Here is a 17488-nt window from a genome sequence, read left to right as displayed (position 1 = left end):
ACACTAACCTTCGCTACCGCTCTATAATCGTTCGTCAGGCATAAGTTCTGCCTGTAATGGGTTAACCTATGCTACAATGGCAACAGTATGTATGAATCAAGGAGATGAACTGAACGTGGCAGAAGCAAACGCAATTAATGAACAAGAAATGATGCAATATATTGCAGATAAAACGAAGGCAAGCCAGGCGAACATTGCTCTTGTGCTGAAGCATGAGCAAGCGTATATCAACAAGGCGCACGAAAATACTAAAGGTAACGATGTGGATATTGACGGCGATGATCTGGCGGATTACATCCTTAGTCGCAAAGATGTGAAGCTGGATGAGTTGACCGTAGAAAGCATCCTGGATGCTGAGATGGACTACTTGATGGACAAGGGTCACGCAGGGTACGTCGATTAAGTTAAGTGTAGGCAAAATCTAACGAACCTGACACGCCTTATTCGGGTATTTCTCGCTCGATTGGGAATGTAACGAATCTCTGACACGTTATTCTCTGGATTTCAGGACTTTTTGGTGCAATTGCAGCATTTCTGCGGAATTAGCGTGTCTGAGATTCCTTAGTTCGGGAAATAAGCGCTTTTAGCCGATATAAGGTGCCCTAGATTCGTTAGAGTGATCACAAGTTGCAACGAGGCGTTAAATGGCTGTTTCAAAAGTGAAATCTCACAGATGCAGCCTAATGCATGGCAAGTGTTGTACTGTCAAAAAGACCTCAACTCCACAATACTGTGGTGTTGAGGCCTTTTTTAGATTGTAGCGACCAGGCATTCCTTCGGGAACACCTGTCGGTATAACTTTTCTAAGGATGGAATTGAAGTTCTATCGGAACCATCCTACAGTGTACAGCTTCTTATTGACCCATCATGCCGCCGTCTACGGTGTAGAGAGAAGCTGTTACATAGGATGCTTCTTCGGACAACAGGAAGTTCATGACCGCTGCTACTTCTTCCGGTTCACCATAACGGCCCATTGGAATGCTGGATACGGTAGCGGACTGATAATCTTCCACGTTACCTGAATTTGCTTCAATCTGGCGCATCATGCGTGTGTTGATTGTACCTGGCAATACAGCATTAACCCGAATATTATAAGGTGCAAGTTCATTTGCAGCGGTACGCGTGAGGCCAACCACGGCATGTTTGGACATAATATATGGAGATACAGCAGGTGCACCCATCAGACCCGCGAGAGAAGAGGTATTTAGAATCGCACCGGATTTTTGTTTTTTCATTACTGGAATGACATTTTGCAGACCCAGGAATACCCCACGAATGTTGACGTTATATACAGTGTCGAGTGCTTCAACACTCAGGTCTTCGATCAGTCCTGTTGGACCTTCAATCCCGGCGTTGTTGGCAAAATAATCGATTCGGCCAAACGCATCCAGTGCTTTTTGCACATAGTTTTTCACGTCTGCTTCTTGGGATACGTTCGCTTTTACGGCGATTACGTGCTCTTTGTCGAGGTTCAGATCGGTAATTGTCTGCTGGATAGCTTCTTCATTCAGGTCCACCAGAACCAAGTTGATTTTGCGCTCAGCGAGGCGGCGTGCCAATTCTTTACCAATGCCTCCGGCTGCTCCTGTAATAACGGCTGTATGTGTATAGGATGTACTCATGATATATCCGCTCCTTATTCATTATTGGCAGGTATTCTTCAAAAAAAGTTTCAACCTGTCGTCTATCGTTCCTGTCTCAATGTTAAGATATACATAGCAGTGTGACAATAATCATTGACAGCGCATATGTCAGCTATCGGACAGAGATGTAAGCGGTGTTCATTTATATTACAATAATGAACAAAGGAGGCGAAAATGTTGATCATCGAACATCCTCAGGACCGGAGAGCACGAAGAACGCAGGATGCGATCATCGCTGCGGCGGTTTCTTTGATATTGGAGAAAGGAGCAGACGCTTTAACCATTCGGGACATCACGGAGCGGGCGGATTACAACCGGGGAACCTTCTATTTACATTTTCCCGGCAAACCGGAGTTATTACAGTTCATTCTGGATGATTTCATGCAGGGAGTGGGGCGAGCTTATGCAGAACCATACGCACAGCTCAAAGAAGTGGACATGACTGCATTGCTGCCATCCACGATGCCTGTATTTGAATATATTGAGGCCCATCAGGATATTTTCCGTGCATTAATAACGATGCATTCAGATATGGGTTCCCGACTATGCAATATGTTTAGAACGTACTTAACCGAAGATTTTGTATTAGTGACCGAAGATAGCGAGCAAACCATTAATTATGACATCATGTTAAGTTATCTGGTATCTGCTACGGTGGGCGTGATTATGCACTGGGCGGAGATTGGATTCAAGTATTCTGCGCATTATATGGGAGAGCAGCTTACGGCACTGATTAACATCAAACCGACCCGTCTGCTGATTGAACCAGGGCAGAAGGGTCGGACTATTCACGAGCGTATGCTGTTGGATTAACATGTTTTTATTCCCAAGGATAAGTAACGGTCAGGAAGTCAGCGAATTTTTTGCTTTCTTCCCGTCGTTGTTTCCGCATGGCCGCCCGATCCGGAGCGGTCTCGTATAGTTTCTTCTCTTCTTCCGTCTCGGGGATGATACGAGGTACAATCAGTTTCCGATTATTTTCGTCCAAGGCCACAAAGGTCAGAAATGCAGTCGCTGCAATTTTCTTCTCTCCGGTCTTCAGATCCTCTCGAATCACCTTCACAAAAATCTCCATGGAACTTCGTCCTGTCCAGGACGCGAACGATTCAAGCGTAACCGAATCCGTTGGATTAATCGGGTACAGGAAATCGACAGAGTCGGTTGAAGCCGTTACGGTATTGACCCGGCATAGCTTGGAAGCGGCGATGGATGCAATATCATCAATGTAGGACATCAGCTTGCCGCCGAATAGCGTATTATGATTGTTGACATCGGTTGGGAACACCCGTGCCGTCTTGAAACAACGTGTTTCGCGCACATATTTTTTCTCCACCTGATCCATCTCCGTTGGTTTCGGTATCTCTCTCATGCTTTTTTCCTCCTGACAGTATGGCTGCTGTGACATTTCATTTCAGGTGTTGCAGGATATATTTCTGATCTATTATCCCTAGTATAGGTGTCGGTCAGATACATATTCAAATGAAGTTGGACTGCAAAAAAAACCGCCAGGCGCGGACCGGCGCGCTGGCGGTTTGCTGCTGTATATTAAGCCTTGGGCTTGAAAATGCCGGACGGTTTGCCGATCGGCAAGAACGCATAACCGAAGTGAGCGTTCAGTACCGAAGCACCTGTACCATACAGGGACACAATTCCGATCGCCATTTCAGCGTATGCTGCAATGGTGTGGAAAATGTGAGGAGCTACGCCGAAAGCGTCAAAGGTCAAGCCAAGGAACAGGAAGTCAATCAGAATGAAGATGATAAGCAATACTTTATTCGCTTCAATCGCACCGATCGTCATGAACAGGGTGAATACGAGGTATCCGGCAAAAGCAAATCCGAGCTGCTTGCCATCGGCCTGTTCAGCGAGAGTGGAGCCGAATACGCCCATTTTGATCATCCAGTTGGCAGCCATGGCGAACCAGAAGAATGCGTACGCGCCAAAAGCCGTTGTGCCAAAGGTATTGTTGCGTTTGGAATCTTGAATACATGCGAATAGCTGGGCAAAAGCACCCAGGAAGATCGCCCAAGGAATAGCGTAGCTAAGTCCATCCGTAATACCAAGCTTTTGGGAAGAAGCGACCAGGGTTACGATAGCCAACCCAAATAATCCCATTGCGCTGGGATCGGCGTTAACAATTTTGACTTTAGTCTGTGAATCGGTCTGCATGGTGATGATAAGCCTCCAATAATATCAAATCAGGATCCATGGCCGTCGTTGGCCGTCCTCTAAATTACATCATTTGTATCCGCCGGGTCCGGACACACACATCGCCCTATTGTACCTGAATGACCCCGTTATGGAAAGGGATTTTATTACCTTTTGAACCAATAGACTTTTTGTTTTTTCAATATACACATTTACGACACAATCCGTTCTGGCGGTGAATGATGAGGCCAGACGTTAGAATCCAACCCTCGATAATACCACTAAAATTGCGTCATATCAGCCATTTTCGGATAAGCTCTAGTGTGATAAAATAATCTTTATCAAAATTTGGAGAAGAATACAAAACATCCTTGTCTCCTATGCCATATGTTAATCCAACTATAGATTGACAGGAAAAACTAAAATGGTTCACAGAATAAGGAGGTATCAGGGGTCATGGTTATGAGTTTGGATTTGAAAAATAAAATAGAGAAGGCCAGACATAACCTTCATATGCTGGTAGAGCATAACAAGGGTGGTCTTGGGCATCCCGATGTAATTCGGCAGTCTATGGCATTGGACGAATTGATTAATGAGTATAACCGAATTAGCCGAAACCATTCACGGGCTTGAACCCAAAGCGATTTTAATTTTATACACGGAACAAATCACATAGATTGTAACGCTTGATCGTACAGACGGGCATGAATATAGCCGGTATGGACAGCCTCAGTTGAAGAGGGGGTATCCTACCGGCGTAATATTCATGCCCGTTTGTTTTTGCATCGTATTCATCATGTATCTGTTTAATGCAGCAATCGTTTGGCTTCCAAATATAGGACCTGCACGAACTTTTTTGTATTAATGCGTGTCTGGGACAAGGAAGGCTCCACATTGTTTTGCAGCTCCAGCATTTTCTTGCGGATTTCGGTGAAATCAAAAAATTTGGATGCATAGTTCTCGAACTTGGGATGTGTATAATCCGTTAGTCCCAGAGACACCACATGACTCAGTGTCTGGAAGATGGCCCTGCGAACACGTTGTTCCGATGCCTTGATCTCCTTGTTAATCTCTGCGAGTGAGGCGTTCTCTCCCAGCTTGCGTACCGCTACATTCTGAAAGATGTCTTTGAGAGATGGGAACGTATAGGGGGACAGCTTATGCTCATCTGTCTCTACCTGCTCCAGATATTCCAGCATGTCCAGCAGATCTCTGCTGCCCGCTTCGCCGATCATGCCCATCTCGGACAGCAGGAAATGTCCGGCTGTCGTGATTGTTTTGTCCGGAACCGGAGCCACAGTGCGCTCGTTAGGATGCAAACTGGACAATCCCTGCAATGTCCGCTGAATATCTGCGATGGACTGCTGCATCCGAAGCCTTTCGTTCACCAGCCGCAGAACAGACAGAATCTCCAACCGATTAATCGGCTTCGTAATGTAATATTCAATGCCTAGTGAATAGGCTTCTCCGATCATATTTTTCGACTCGATCTGGGAGATCATGACGATCTTGCCCTCAAACCTTCCTTCAAGCGCTCGCACAGTCTGAATCCCGTCTCGTTGGGGCATCAGCAGATCAATCAGCAGGATATCCACCTTATGTAGTTCCAACAGTTCCGCGTGAAGTTGTGCTCCGTCCTCAGCTTCCCCGGCAATATCGCCAAGGCCTTCATCCTCAATAATATCCATCAACATGGAACGAACGCCAGGATCATCATCCACTATAAAATAACGCATGTCAGTCATTCCCTTTCTCTGCGAATGGTGAACTCTCGTTCCAGTGTAATCGTTCCTTTCCTTCTTGCATAGAACCTGACATGTCAGGTTAAATGACAATGATTGGGCGATCAAAGCCCATTTTTAAAATAAATATAGAAATTGCATGTAGGTATTTGTCGGTTTTCGTAGATGTCCTTGTAGTATAAGTAACATCCCGAAGTCTGGGGCTAGTGTTGTGCAGAATGGTACAAACTTTTCACGTGACTCATCTCTGTACTTGAAATACACCATAAAAAGGAGCATACCGATGGAGCAAACAATACAAGATATTGTCGGCATTTTCAATGATTTTCTATGGTCCAAAGTGTTAATTATACTATTGGTAGTATGTGGTATATACTTCACCACCAAGACCCGATTCATGCAATTCCGCATGATTGGAGATATGGTGAAGGTGCTTCTAGAGCCGAAAAGCAAGGAACCAGGCAAAATTTCACCTTTCCAGGCATTCTGTATTAGTATGGCGGCCCGTGTAGGTACAGGGAATATTACCGGTATTGCACTAGCTATCGCACTGGGTGGACCTGGTGCTATATTCTGGATGTGGATCATTGCAATTATCGGGTCAGCCTCCAGTTTTGTGGAGAGTACGCTGGCTCAGATCTATAAAGTGAAGGATAAGAGTGGATTCCGCGGGGGTCCTGCATATTATATGGAACGTGGGTTGGGCAAACGCTGGATGGGAATTTTATTTGCCATTCTCATTACGTTGTCATTCGGTTTAGTCTTTAATGCGGTGCAGTCTAACACGATTACCGTTGCATTTGAGAACTCATTTGGCACGGATCGGTTAACGGTGGGTATCATTATGGCTGTGATATTTGCAGGAATTATCATGGGTGGTGTCAAACGGATTGCAAAAGCATCGGAATACATCGTTGTTGTACTAGCCGTATTGTACATTGGGGTAGCGGCTTTTGTGGTGCTGGCGAACATTACTCAGCTTCCGGCCATGATTGCGTTGATTGTCAAAAATGCCTTCGGCATCGAACAGGTGGCTGGCGGAACGTTAGGCGCTGCGCTGATGAACGGTGTGAAACGCGGATTGTTCTCCAATGAGGCGGGCATGGGTAGCGCCCCGAATGCGGCTGCAACAGCGGATGCAACACATCCGGTGAAACAGGGACTTATTCAGGCATTTGGCGTGCTGACAGATACGTTAGTGATATGTACAAGTACAGCCATGATTATTTTGCTATCCGGGGTGTACAAAGGTTCCGATCTGGGTGGCATTGAATTAACTCAGGCTGCATTAAGTGTACATATTGGTTCATGGGCATCGGGATTCCTGGCGGTTATGGTGTTCCTGTTTGCCTTCAGTACACTAATCGGTAATTATTACTATGGAGAAACTAACATTGAGTTTATCAAATCCAACAAAGTTTGGCTGTGGGTATACCGCATTTGCGTTATTGGGATGGTGGTGTTTGGGGCGGTAGCCAAAGTACAGCTGGTATGGGATTTGGCGGACCTGTTCATGGGGCTCATGGTGGTGGTGAACCTGATTGCAATTCTGATGCTGTCCAAGGTGACTTTCGAAGCGTTGAAGGACTACAAGAAACAAAAGGCTGAAGGACGTGATCCCGTCTTTACCCGGGACCGGATTCATATTCCAGGTGAAGTGGAATGCTGGCAGTCGGAAGAAGAAGTTATTGGAGATAAATCAATACATGTAGCCAATTAAGATTTTATCTGAACGTAGTTGGTTATATACAAATGGACACAACAAACAACAGGACTTGGATTATCCATCATGGGCAACCCGAGTCCTGTTTGTTGCATATAAATTGTATCGTTGCACTACTCAAAGTCCATCAAAAGATATATTTTGATTACTTTTTAACCGAATAGCTGATCAGTTGTTCGGACAGAGTTTTCATTCGTTCCCCTGTTTCATTAAGCTGCTCAATCACATCCGTAAAGGATGCTACAAGTGTTGCTTGTTCCTGTGAAGAGGCTGCAATCTGGGAGACTTCAACTTCCATCTGCTTGATGACCTGTTGTACATCTCTCAGACTGGTATCGATGTCACTTGTAGCTTGTTTGGCATCCACGGAGAGTTTGCGTACTTCGGAAGCAACCACGCCGAAGCCGGCACCAGCTTCACCAACACGAGCGGCTTCAATAGCGGCATTGAGGCCAAGCAAGTTGGTTTGTTCAGAGATTTCACGGATGAACCCGGCTACTTTGTTGATTTGGGAAGAGTTCTGAACAGCAAGTCTTGTGTTCTGCAAGATCTGTTCACTGGTTGCTTGCAATTCTTCGGCATGAGCGGCGACATGTTGTACCATATCAACGAGGTTACCATTGATGGTTTGATTTTCTTGTATAATATCTTCAAGTTGGTTCTGGTTAGACTGGTCGTAAGATACACAGAAAACAGCAACAACTTTCTGGTGATCATCAAAGATCGGAATGTTCAAAATATCCAGTTCGATACCATAAACTTCCTTGGAGAGAGTAGCGAGAGTAGCTTCTCTTCCATTTTTTAAGATGGCAAAGTTTTGATACGATTCCAAGAGTGTCATTCCTTTTTCAAAACCAAGATCAAATTTATCTGTCATAATGACCTCTAATACTTTTTCGTGATCATAAAGAGTTAAACTAGCTGGTTCTCTGAGGATCAGGCTGATATAAGGCATTACTTTAAGCAGGGAATCTACAACGTTCATGGAAGAGGACCATCCTTTCAATATTTGAATGTATTATTTTTAACGATCTATGGAATGCTCTATCTTTCATCGGACGGAAATGGCTTTTCGTGAACGGCATTTTGCATGAAAGAATGAACATTTTATGATTAAATTTTAAAATATTTCCCAGTTGAACTGTTTTACTGGATATAAGTGTTAGTTGTAACTATTTTTATATCAAGATATTTGTACGAATGTATATTAATTATGGGACATATGTCCTTTTACATACGTTATATACGACAACGGAGGGGAAGTCGGAATGAAAGAAATTATGGACTTTGGACTTGTGCGGCAACTCGCCCGTGAGAATGGGTTGGATCAGGTGCTGGACGAGCCTGCACTCGCTGAGTTGCGACTACTTGAGGCTGCGAAGGGCGAGATGATATGTGCTAAAGGTGAGCGACCCGAGCGGTTGTATTTTCTCGTGCAGGGCAAGCTCAAGATCTATACCACCCTGCCTAACGGAAAGTCTCTGTTGCTTCGTTTCAGTACACCACTGGCGCTCGTGGGAGATTTAGAACTGGTAAATGGCAAGGAGGCCATGAATACGGTAGAGTCTGTGAGCAAAAGCCTCCTGCTGGGTATCAGCTACCGCGCTCTCCAGAATACGTATGCAGAGAACCCTAAGTTTCTCCACTTCATGCTCGGTCAAGTTACGCATAAATTGTATACCTTTTCCAACCTGTCGAGTCTGAATATGTTATATCCGGTCGAGAGCCGATTTGCCAGCTATCTGTTGTCCACAATGGGCCAGGACGAATCTTCTACGGAAGAGATCCAGACCTCCAAGCTCACCGAACTGGCGGATATGCTGGGCACCAGCTATAGACATCTTAATAGAGTTGTTCAAGATCTGTGTAATCGAGATATTATTCGCAAAGTGCAGCGGAAGCTAGTGATCTGTGATCTGGAACAGTTGCGTGTCATCGCAGGAGGCAATATATATGAGTGATGGTATTTTAAAATAAAGACCAAGCCTGCATATCTAAGCGACATGACGCGACACAATAAAATACAATATTGCACAACAAAGAGCACCCTCCCGAATATACCGAGGGGTGCTCTTCTTGCACTGCACTTCAAGTGAATTAGATATCTCCGTGTTGTTCGAACAATTGAGCGATCTCTACAATGACACGGGTTGCCTTCACCATATTGTCTACCGATACATATTCGAATTTGCCATGGTAGTTCTCGCCACCAGTGAAGATATTTGGTGTTGGCATGCCCATATAGGATAGCTGGGAACCATCTGTTCCTCCCCGGATGGGGCGAATAACAGGTTCGATGTCCAGTCGGGTCATGGCTTCATGGGCAATATCGACGATCTGGCGTACGGGTTCAATTTTCTCACGCATGTTATAGTACTGGTCATTCAATTCAACCGTGATGCTTTTCTCTCCATACTTGGTCTTCAGTTCGTTTGCGATATTCAATAGATTTGTTTTGCGCTCTTCAAACTTCGCCCGGTCGAAATCACGGATGATGTAACTCATCTTTGTCAGTTCAACGTCACCCTCCAGAGACAACAGATGGTAGAAACCATCATAACCGTCCGTGAATTCAGGAGCTTCCTCCACAGGCAGTCGTCGATTCAATTCCATCGCAATTTTCAGAGAGTTCACCATTTTATTCTTCGCAGTACCGGGATGTACATTGGTGCCGCGTACGGTAATTTTGGCGGCAGCTGCGTTAAAGCTCTCGTATTCCAGTTCACCAAGCGGTCCGCCATCAACCGTGTACGCATATTTAGCTCCAAAAGCAGCTACGTCAAACTTGTGCGGTCCACGGCCAATCTCTTCATCTGGGGTAAAAGCAACCCGAATCTTACCGTGTTTCACTTCCGGGTGCTCAATCAGATAGGCCATCGCCGTCATAATCTCGGCAATGCCTGCTTTATTATCTGCACCAAGCAACGTTGTACCATCGGTTGTGATCAGGGTGTGGCCTTTATACTCGTGCAGCTCCGGGAAATCCTTGTTGGACAGTACTACATCCAGCTCCGAGTTCAGCACAATATCAGCACCATCATAGTTATCGATAACCTGTGGTTTGACATTTTTGCCAGTAAAGTCGGTCGCTGTATCGAGGTGAGCCAGGAAACCAATTACAGGAACATCCTTGTCGGTATTGGATGGCAGTGTAGCCATGACATATCCGTTCTCATCCATCGTCACATCTTGCAGACCAATGGAGGTACATTCTTCAACAAGCAGTTTGCCCAAGGCCAGTTGGCCGGGTGTGGAAGGGCATGTCTCGCTATTTTCATCGGATTGGGTATCCATCTGAACATAAGTACTCAATCTTTGAATTAATATATCTTTCATATATAACCTCTCCCTAGCTTGAGTAGTATATAAGTTGAGCTACTTGTTTTACACTGATCCACTACGAGGCCAGAATAACCTTCTGATCGCTGTTATCCCCAGATTTTTTGATCCACTTTTACAAAGGTGAAAATCTGAGGATAGCGTATGCTTTCGATGCAGCTTTCTTTCAGAAAACTTTTAGGCGAAGTGTATGCTTTCGAAGTAGCTTTCTTGCAGAAAGCTTTTAGCTTCGCTTCTACAGGTTATTTCTGCCCTCTCCGTTATCGTGTAACCGTTAGTCACAACTTATGTAAATTGGGTATAGTAATTATTGTGGTTCTCTATGGTTATCATATCATGTTTTGCAGTCATTTCCAGAATGGGGCAGAACCGAAATTGTGAGGATGACTAGGTATCAAAAAGGGTACCAAGGCACAAAAATGTACGTACTTGTGTTTCTATACGTCAGGTTCATAATAAATGATGAAGAAAGGATGTGTTCAAGACATGCCATTTAACACGGTTAAGGTACTGGAAGGCAAGACGACTGAGCAGAAACGTCAGTTGATTGAACGTATGACTCAGGTGGCTTGTGAGACACTGGATGTTGATCCGAGCAAAGTCTTTATCTTCATTGAGGATTTGGAGAAGGACAATTACGGCAAGAACGGAAAACTGTTTTCGGACTTAGACAAATAAGTAAGGCTTCATATATATCATGATCATGGAACAGGAGATGCAACATCAATGACTGAACAATTATTTTCCCCTTATCAATTCAAGAGTCTGCAATTAAATAACCGTGTCGTCATGGCACCAATGTGCCAATATTCTGTCACTGCGAAGGACGGCATTCCGAACGATTGGCATCAGGTTCACTATGTGAGCCGTGCGGTTGGAGGAACAGGACTGATTGTAATCGAGATGACCGATGTAGATCCGGATGGACGTATTACCGATAATGACTTGGGTATATGGTCAGATGAGCATGTGCCTGCCTTCACCAAACTTGTAGATGGAATTCATGCCTACGGCTCCAAAGTAGCTATTCAGATCGCACATGCAGGACGAAAAGCAGAGGATGCTCCGCAGCCGGTTGCCCCATCGGTAGTTACATTCCCGGGAGAAAAATACAAGGAGCCACGCGCGTTAAGTATCGAAGAGGTGGAAGCCATGGTGCAGAAGTTCGCAGACGGTGTTCGCCGCGCAGTACAGGCTGGAGTCGATACCATTGAGCTGCACGGCGCCCATGGATACCTGATCCACCAGTTCCATTCCCCGCTGATGAACCATCGTGAGGATGTATATGGGCAGGATCTGTCCCGTTTTGGCGTTGAAGTCATTCGTGCAGTGAAAAAAGAAATGCCAGCAGATATGCCACTGATTTTGCGGATTTCGGCTGTAGAATACGCAGATGGCGGGTATGACATCGACCACACGATCAATATCGCTCGCGCCTACCAAGATGCAGGCGTGGACATGTTCCATATCAGTTCAGGTGGCGAAGGACCTTCGGGACAGCGGAAACCGGGGAACTATCCGGGGTATCAGGTACCATTTGCCCGTCGCTTCCGTGAAGAACTGAACGTTCCTGTAATCGCAGTGGGTATGCTGGAGGATGCAGCGTTGGCTCAGGCGGTGATCGGAAACGGTGATGCGGATCTGGTCGCGGTTGGTAGAGGCATGCTGCGTGACCCGTACTGGGCGAACCATGCCGCTCTGGAACTGGGTGTCAGCAAGGATCAAGCTGCCATTGCGGAGCAATATTCTCGTGGATACTAACTTGCAATAACATTTACACTTACCACTCTGATGACAGAATAACCTTCCGATCGCTGTTATCCTCAGATTTTTTGATTCAATTTTTCAAAGGTGAAAATCTGAGGATAAAGGCGAAGTGTATGCTTTCGATGTAGCTTTCTTGCAGAAAGCTTGTAGCTTCGCTTCTTCAAGTTATTTCTGCCCTCTGCGTTCTCGTGTAAATGTTAGTGCAAATCTTATATAGTAAAAAGGCCACAGCATGGATTAAACCTTATGCTGTGGCCTTATCTGTATAATGAGAAGCATCAGCATATCGATCCAATTACGGATGGCTACGCTCTTCGAGTTGCTTCATAGACGAATTTTTGATTCGACTGCGTGGGTGGTTGATCCCGGTTAAAGTCGGCGTACACTTTAATGTCAGAGAAACCAATGTGTTCGAGAATTAGGCGTAACTCTTCTATGCCGTACCAGCGCAAGGTAAGCTGTTGCAGCTCCGTAGCAACAAGAGAACCCTGATGCCATTGTTCGTAGCGAATCAGACTCACTTTATATTGGTGTAGAAGGTTCACTTCAATGTTTTTCACTTCTACCGTGATCGTATCACCATCGGGTAATGAAACGGTTGATGTTTCTACAGAAGAGGGTTGTGTCACATCGGGCAGAAACAGATCAAACACGAGCTTGCCGCCAGGTTCTAAATGCTGAAATAGATTACGTAATACGTTAATCGATGCCTGTCTGTCTTGGATGAGGAGCAGAGAACCTCCGGGAATGATAATTGCCTCGTATCGATATGGAAGGTCAAGCTTCTCCAGATCGGCAACGAACAGCTCAGGCGTGGGTAATGCCCGCTCCATACAACGAGAACGACAAGAGTTGATCATATCCATTGAATAATCAATTCCATCCACCTTCAAGCCTGCTTCAAGCAAAGGAATGAGCACTCGGCCTGATCCCGACATGGCTTCAAGGATACGTCCTTTGCAGCGCTGAAGATAATGGCGATAGAATTCAATGTCTCCTCCCAAGGAGTGTCCCACAGGTTTCGTGAGATCATAAACGGCGGTGCATAATGGACCGTAATAACTGAATGACATAGTATAGGTGTCCCCCACATGTAAATGTATTAAAATGAAAACGTGGAAGGGGAATGAGCAGGATTATCCCTTCCGGTAACGGTTGGAATTGGATTTTTCAGAGCAGACTATCATAGGAATCACGCACCTTTTATGTAATATGTTCCAATTATAGGGTGGAGATAAAGCGGAGGTCAACTTCTATTCGGATAGTTATACGAAATGAAATGTATAAGGAGGTGATTCGAATGGATTCATCATCAAGTTCATCAAGTGCACTGCCAGATATCCGGCAGGAACTGATGCTCCATGCACCTGTAGAGAAGGTGTGGGAAATGGTCTCGACCGAGCAGGGACTGAAAACCTGGTTCATGCCGGGCAATCTGGAACCCGTGGAAGGTCACGAGTTTATATTGGAAGCAGGCCCTTTCGGCCAATCACCATGTCAGGTGACGGAAGTTCTTCCGCTGCACAAGCTGTCATTCCGCTGGGGTAAGGACTGGACGTTGACGTTCCAACTGAATGAACAGCCCGAAGGTACGGATTTTACACTGATTCATAGCGGTTGGGATGCGGATAAACTAACCGAGTTTGGACAGGCCCACGCTATCGTACGCGAACGTATGGAACAGGGATGGGCCGGAATCATTCAGAAGCTTGCTCAAGTTGTTAAATAAATCTTCATTCAATCAACCCCAGGCCATTTCGCCCGTTCTTCTCGGTGAAATTCGGCCTGGGGTTCCTTGGTGTGCCAAGAGCTGGTGGAAAAGATAGAAATCCTTCAAATTATAACGAATTTGACCGATTATGATACGGAAACTATTTCCGTGAGCATCAGAAACGTGTAACATGAATTTTAGTGATAAATCGACAAAATTAGACGTCTCTCGCCATTGTGGATGGAAGGAATACATAGATGAGAAAACACTGGATTATGCTGACCATAAGCTTCATATGTATTGTCATTGTTCCACTGGGTTGGATCGCCCAGACGTTAATTAGCGAGCAGAGTAACCCCCAGGCTACAGATGGAAAAATTGACCTGACCCAATGGGACTTTGATCGCAAGGGTGCAGCGTCTCTAAAGGGGGTCTGGGATTTCTACCCTGGGCAGTTGCTGAGCCCGGCAGATATTGAAGCAAGTGTATCCGGTCGCAAGCCATTGCCGGCTTCGTCGGGCACTCAGGTTCCTGCCCGATGGAACAAATCTTTGGGGCAGGCCCATGGGTATGGAACCTATCACCTGCAAGTCCAGCTTACACCCCGGACGATGAAAAATGATTATGGTATACGCACACAGAATATACGCATGGCCCACCGGGTATTTATCGATGGTAAAGAGATTGGCGGCAAAGGCCTGCCAGGAAAGACCAAGGCGACAGATATACAATTAAATCTGCCCTTTACAGGATTCACGTCCATTGAGGGTAACACGGCTGACATTATCATTCAGGTATCGAACTATAGTTATTCTTCCGGGGGCATTGTAGCGCCCATTTTGTTTGGAGACGAGCATAGTATTCTGAAAAGTCAGCAACAAGATTGGCTCAGGGATCTGATGGCCTTATTCGGTTTTATCTTGCCAGCCGCCTTTTTTCTACTTCTGTTCAGATTACGACGTACGGAGAAGGAGCTTCGTTTTCTCGGATTATTCAGCCTTTCTGGTGCGGTGTACGCTCTGACACATGGGGAGAAGTTACTGGGTACGTTTGTACCGTTCCTGACCAATAATGAGATACTTCGGATTCAGCTCCTTAGTTCAGCCTTTGCCTATTACTTTTTGCTTCGGTATATGGATGCCCGTGTACCAGGAGCAGTTCATCAGTGGTTTGTTCGTCTGGCTGTAGTGCTAATCGTTACCCAGACTATTGTGGGTCTTACGCTTCCTCCAACGCTTTTCTCGTATCTTGAGCTTCCCATGTTGCTGATCTCACTTGTTGTCATGTTATATACGCTGCGAGCCATTTTCTATTGGTTGAAAGGACGACCGAATGATAGCCACTTTGCACTCGTGAGTATGATGAGCATACTCATGGTTGTTGTGTTGTATACGCTTGGTGCGTTCACTACCCTAGACACAGCGTTCTTTGCGCTGATTGAACTTTTATTATTTGTATTTGCCCAGATGATTGTGACCGCAATCCGCTTCGCACAATCATTCCGAGACGTGGAAGCTCTGTCTGAGCGCTTGCTTGCCATCGACAGCCTGAAGGACGAGTTCATGGCGAACACGTCTCATGAGCTGCGAACTCCCCTGCATGGCATCATTAATATTGCGCAATCGATGCTGGAAGGGGCGGCTGGAGCAGTCACGCCCAAGCAAGCCAAAAATCTCTCCATGATTACTTCAACCGGTAAGCGCCTTTCACTACTGGTTAACGATATTTTGGATTTTGCCAAATTAAAAAATAGTGAAATCGAGTTAAAACGGGTAGCTGTTGATCTGGAATCCGTTGCTCGTACTGTGGTTGAAGTCTCGGGTTTCACGTTTGAGGACAAGCCGGTTATATTGATTCAACAATGGCCCCAGTCCTTGCCACTTGTTGAGGCAGACGAAGATCGCCTAAGGCAAGTTCTGTATAACTTGCTGGGTAACGCCTATAAGTACACTGAGCAGGGTGAGATTCGATTATACGCCAGCGTTGAAGGGGACTGGGTGAAGGTATCGGTCACGGATACAGGGGTAGGCATTGCCTTGGACAAACAGGAGGATATCTTCCAGGCGTATGAGCAGAGTAACGGCACGATTGAGCGATTGAATAATGGAACCGGACTGGGTCTGAGTATTACGCGAAAACTCGTTGAGCTTGGCGGTGGTGAGATCTGGGTTGAATCGGAGCCGGGGCAGGGTTCGACCTTTCATTTCACCCTGCCTGTTATGAAGATGCCGCTTTTGCAAACTCATTCAAAACCAGCTGCCGCCCGATATGTTGCTGCACAGGGGGCAGGGGCGAAGGAGCTTGTGACAAGAGAGTCAGATGAGCAGGATGATCTTACGGAAGCGGAGCATACGATTCTGATTGTAGACGATGATCCCGTGAATCGACAGGTATTGCTTAATCTGTTATCGACGGAGCGGTATCGTGTGATCGCAGCAGACAGTGGGTCCACCGCATTGAAACTTCGTGAGGAGTTCCCGTCCATTGATCTTGTTATTACGGACTGGATGATGCCTAAGATGTCAGGGCTTGAGTTGTGTCGCAAACTGCGCGAGCACAGTTCCTTGTCGGAGTTACCGATTCTGATGCTGACCGCCCGTGGGTTGCCTGAGGATATCAAACACGGATTCCAGGCGGGAGCCAATGACTTCCTGAGCAAACCGGTGGATGCCGGTGAATTGCGTGCCCGGGTTCGGACGTTAATTGAGATGCGGAGTTCTGTGCAGGAGGCTATTCGGACCGAAATGGCCTTTTTGCAGGCCCAGATCAAGCCACACTTTCTATATAATGCACTCAATGTTATTATCGCGACCTGTGCAGTGAATCCCGACAAAGCAACCGATCTGCTGATTGAATTGAGTCATTACCTTCGCGGAAGCTTTGACTTTCAGAACAGGGAGCAGCTTGTTCCTTTGACCAAAGAGCTGGAATTGGTGGAGTCTTATGTGCATCTGGAACAGGCGAGATTTGAGGAAAGACTGGTGGTTGAGTATGAGGTGGAATTGGACGTACATCTGTATCTGCCACCTCTCAGTATTCAGCCACTTGTGGAGAATGCCATTCGCCACGGTGTGATGGAGCGGGCAGCCGGCGGGACAGTTCATCTTAGGATTTTCCAAGAGAGCGAGCATGTAGTCGTACAGGTCCAGGATGATGGTGTAGGCATCCCTCCTGAGCGTATGGCTCAGGTCAAGTCTGGGCGTACGGAAGGTCCGGGAGGTGTGGGGCTGCAAAATATAAACCGTCGCCTGATGTCTCTCTATGGTCAGGGGCTGGAGATTCATAGCCATGTGGGTAAAGGCACGCAGATCCGATTCCGTATCCCTGTGCAAAAGGTGGATTATTCCAATTAGTGTGCCAAGTGAAGCAATTATGGTTAACAGACTAGGGGGTGTCTGAAAACTCCGAAGGAAGC

General features: G+C 46.1%; 16 protein-coding genes. 9 read left to right on the top strand and 7 right to left on the bottom strand.

Annotation, left to right across the window (positions count from 1 at the left end; all coding sequences use genetic code 11):
* The first annotated feature begins 115 nt into the window (after nt 1-115).
* Nucleotides 116-403 carry a hypothetical protein gene (locus J2Z28_RS12245; RefSeq protein WP_415841448.1) on the top strand — a complete coding sequence of 96 codons (288 nt, stop codon included), beginning with the start codon at nt 116-118 and terminating at the stop codon, nt 401-403.
* A 451-nt stretch (nt 404-854) separates the two neighbouring features.
* Here the strand turns inward: J2Z28_RS12245 and J2Z28_RS12240 are convergent, their stop codons facing one another.
* Complete coding sequence (locus J2Z28_RS12240; protein WP_017691632.1) at nt 855-1622, bottom strand: SDR family NAD(P)-dependent oxidoreductase; 768 nt, start codon at nt 1620-1622, stop codon at nt 855-857.
* 195 nt (nt 1623-1817) lie between these two features.
* Between J2Z28_RS12240 and J2Z28_RS12235 the strand changes: the two genes are divergently transcribed.
* A complete protein-coding gene (locus J2Z28_RS12235) occupies nt 1818-2456 on the top strand; it encodes a TetR/AcrR family transcriptional regulator (protein ID WP_017691633.1) in 639 nt (212 codons plus the stop codon).
* Nucleotides 2457-2463: 7 nt separating this feature from the next.
* On the opposite strand, the gene J2Z28_RS12230 is transcribed toward J2Z28_RS12235, so the two are convergent.
* The gene (locus J2Z28_RS12230; RefSeq protein ID WP_026081401.1) at nt 2464-2976 is read right to left on the bottom strand and encodes an acyl-CoA thioesterase; all 513 of its coding nucleotides are present in this window, start codon (nt 2974-2976) and stop codon (nt 2464-2466) included.
* Between the two features lie 212 nt (nt 2977-3188).
* Nucleotides 3189-3812: an acetate uptake transporter gene (locus J2Z28_RS12225; RefSeq protein WP_091012490.1), complete on the bottom strand. Its 624-nt coding sequence runs from the start codon at nt 3810-3812 to the stop codon at nt 3189-3191.
* Between the two features lie 435 nt (nt 3813-4247).
* Between J2Z28_RS12225 and J2Z28_RS12220 the strand changes: the two genes are divergently transcribed.
* The gene (locus J2Z28_RS12220) at nt 4248-4424 is read left to right on the top strand and encodes an aspartyl-phosphate phosphatase Spo0E family protein (RefSeq protein ID WP_017691636.1); all 177 of its coding nucleotides are present in this window, start codon (nt 4248-4250) and stop codon (nt 4422-4424) included.
* A 173-nt stretch (nt 4425-4597) separates the two neighbouring features.
* Here the strand turns inward: J2Z28_RS12220 and J2Z28_RS12215 are convergent, their stop codons facing one another.
* The gene (locus J2Z28_RS12215; RefSeq protein ID WP_211082712.1) at nt 4598-5527 is read right to left on the bottom strand and encodes a response regulator; all 930 of its coding nucleotides are present in this window, start codon (nt 5525-5527) and stop codon (nt 4598-4600) included.
* 289 nt (nt 5528-5816) lie between these two features.
* Here J2Z28_RS12215 and J2Z28_RS12210 point away from each other — a divergent pair, with 289 nt between their 5' ends.
* Nucleotides 5817-7253, top strand: a complete 1437-nt coding sequence (locus tag J2Z28_RS12210; RefSeq protein WP_211082711.1) for an alanine/glycine:cation symporter family protein — start codon at nt 5817-5819, stop codon at nt 7251-7253.
* A 148-nt stretch (nt 7254-7401) separates the two neighbouring features.
* Here the strand turns inward: J2Z28_RS12210 and J2Z28_RS31795 are convergent, their stop codons facing one another.
* The gene (locus J2Z28_RS31795; RefSeq protein ID WP_415841452.1) at nt 7402-7860 is read right to left on the bottom strand and encodes a methyl-accepting chemotaxis protein; all 459 of its coding nucleotides are present in this window, start codon (nt 7858-7860) and stop codon (nt 7402-7404) included.
* A gap of 664 nt (nt 7861-8524) precedes the next feature.
* On the opposite strand from J2Z28_RS31795, the gene J2Z28_RS12200 reads away from it, so the two are divergent.
* Nucleotides 8525-9217, top strand: coding sequence for a Crp/Fnr family transcriptional regulator (locus J2Z28_RS12200; RefSeq protein WP_211082709.1), 693 nt, complete (start codon nt 8525-8527; stop codon nt 9215-9217).
* Between the two features lie 136 nt (nt 9218-9353).
* On the opposite strand, the gene pepT is transcribed toward J2Z28_RS12200, so the two are convergent.
* Nucleotides 9354-10592 (bottom strand): peptidase T, encoded by a 1239-nt coding sequence (pepT, locus tag J2Z28_RS12195; RefSeq protein WP_211082708.1) that lies wholly within the window; start codon nt 10590-10592, stop codon nt 9354-9356.
* Between the two features lie 489 nt (nt 10593-11081).
* Here pepT and J2Z28_RS12190 point away from each other — a divergent pair, with 489 nt between their 5' ends.
* Nucleotides 11082-11273, top strand: a complete 192-nt coding sequence (locus tag J2Z28_RS12190) for a tautomerase family protein (RefSeq protein WP_211082707.1) — start codon at nt 11082-11084, stop codon at nt 11271-11273.
* Between the two features lie 48 nt (nt 11274-11321).
* Entirely contained in the window at nt 11322-12356 is a 1035-nt protein-coding gene (locus tag J2Z28_RS12185; RefSeq protein ID WP_211082706.1) for an NADH:flavin oxidoreductase/NADH oxidase, read from the top strand.
* A gap of 311 nt (nt 12357-12667) precedes the next feature.
* Here the strand turns inward: J2Z28_RS12185 and J2Z28_RS12180 are convergent, their stop codons facing one another.
* Complete coding sequence (locus tag J2Z28_RS12180; protein ID WP_211082705.1) at nt 12668-13435, bottom strand: class I SAM-dependent methyltransferase; 768 nt, start codon at nt 13433-13435, stop codon at nt 12668-12670.
* A 227-nt stretch (nt 13436-13662) separates the two neighbouring features.
* Here J2Z28_RS12180 and J2Z28_RS12175 point away from each other — a divergent pair, with 227 nt between their 5' ends.
* Entirely contained in the window at nt 13663-14091 is a 429-nt protein-coding gene (locus J2Z28_RS12175) for an SRPBCC family protein (protein ID WP_244988254.1), read from the top strand.
* A 239-nt stretch (nt 14092-14330) separates the two neighbouring features.
* Nucleotides 14331-17426, top strand: coding sequence for a hybrid sensor histidine kinase/response regulator (locus tag J2Z28_RS12170; protein ID WP_211082703.1), 3096 nt, complete (start codon nt 14331-14333; stop codon nt 17424-17426).
* The last annotated feature ends 62 nt before the right edge of the window (nt 17427-17488 follow it).

It is taken from the genome of Paenibacillus xylanexedens, from assembly GCF_017874615.1.
GTDB classification, from domain to species: domain Bacteria; phylum Bacillota; class Bacilli; order Paenibacillales; family Paenibacillaceae; genus Paenibacillus; species Paenibacillus xylanexedens.
The sequence above is the reverse complement of the archived record's forward strand: the minus strand, read 5'-3'. Positions and strand labels throughout refer to the sequence as shown.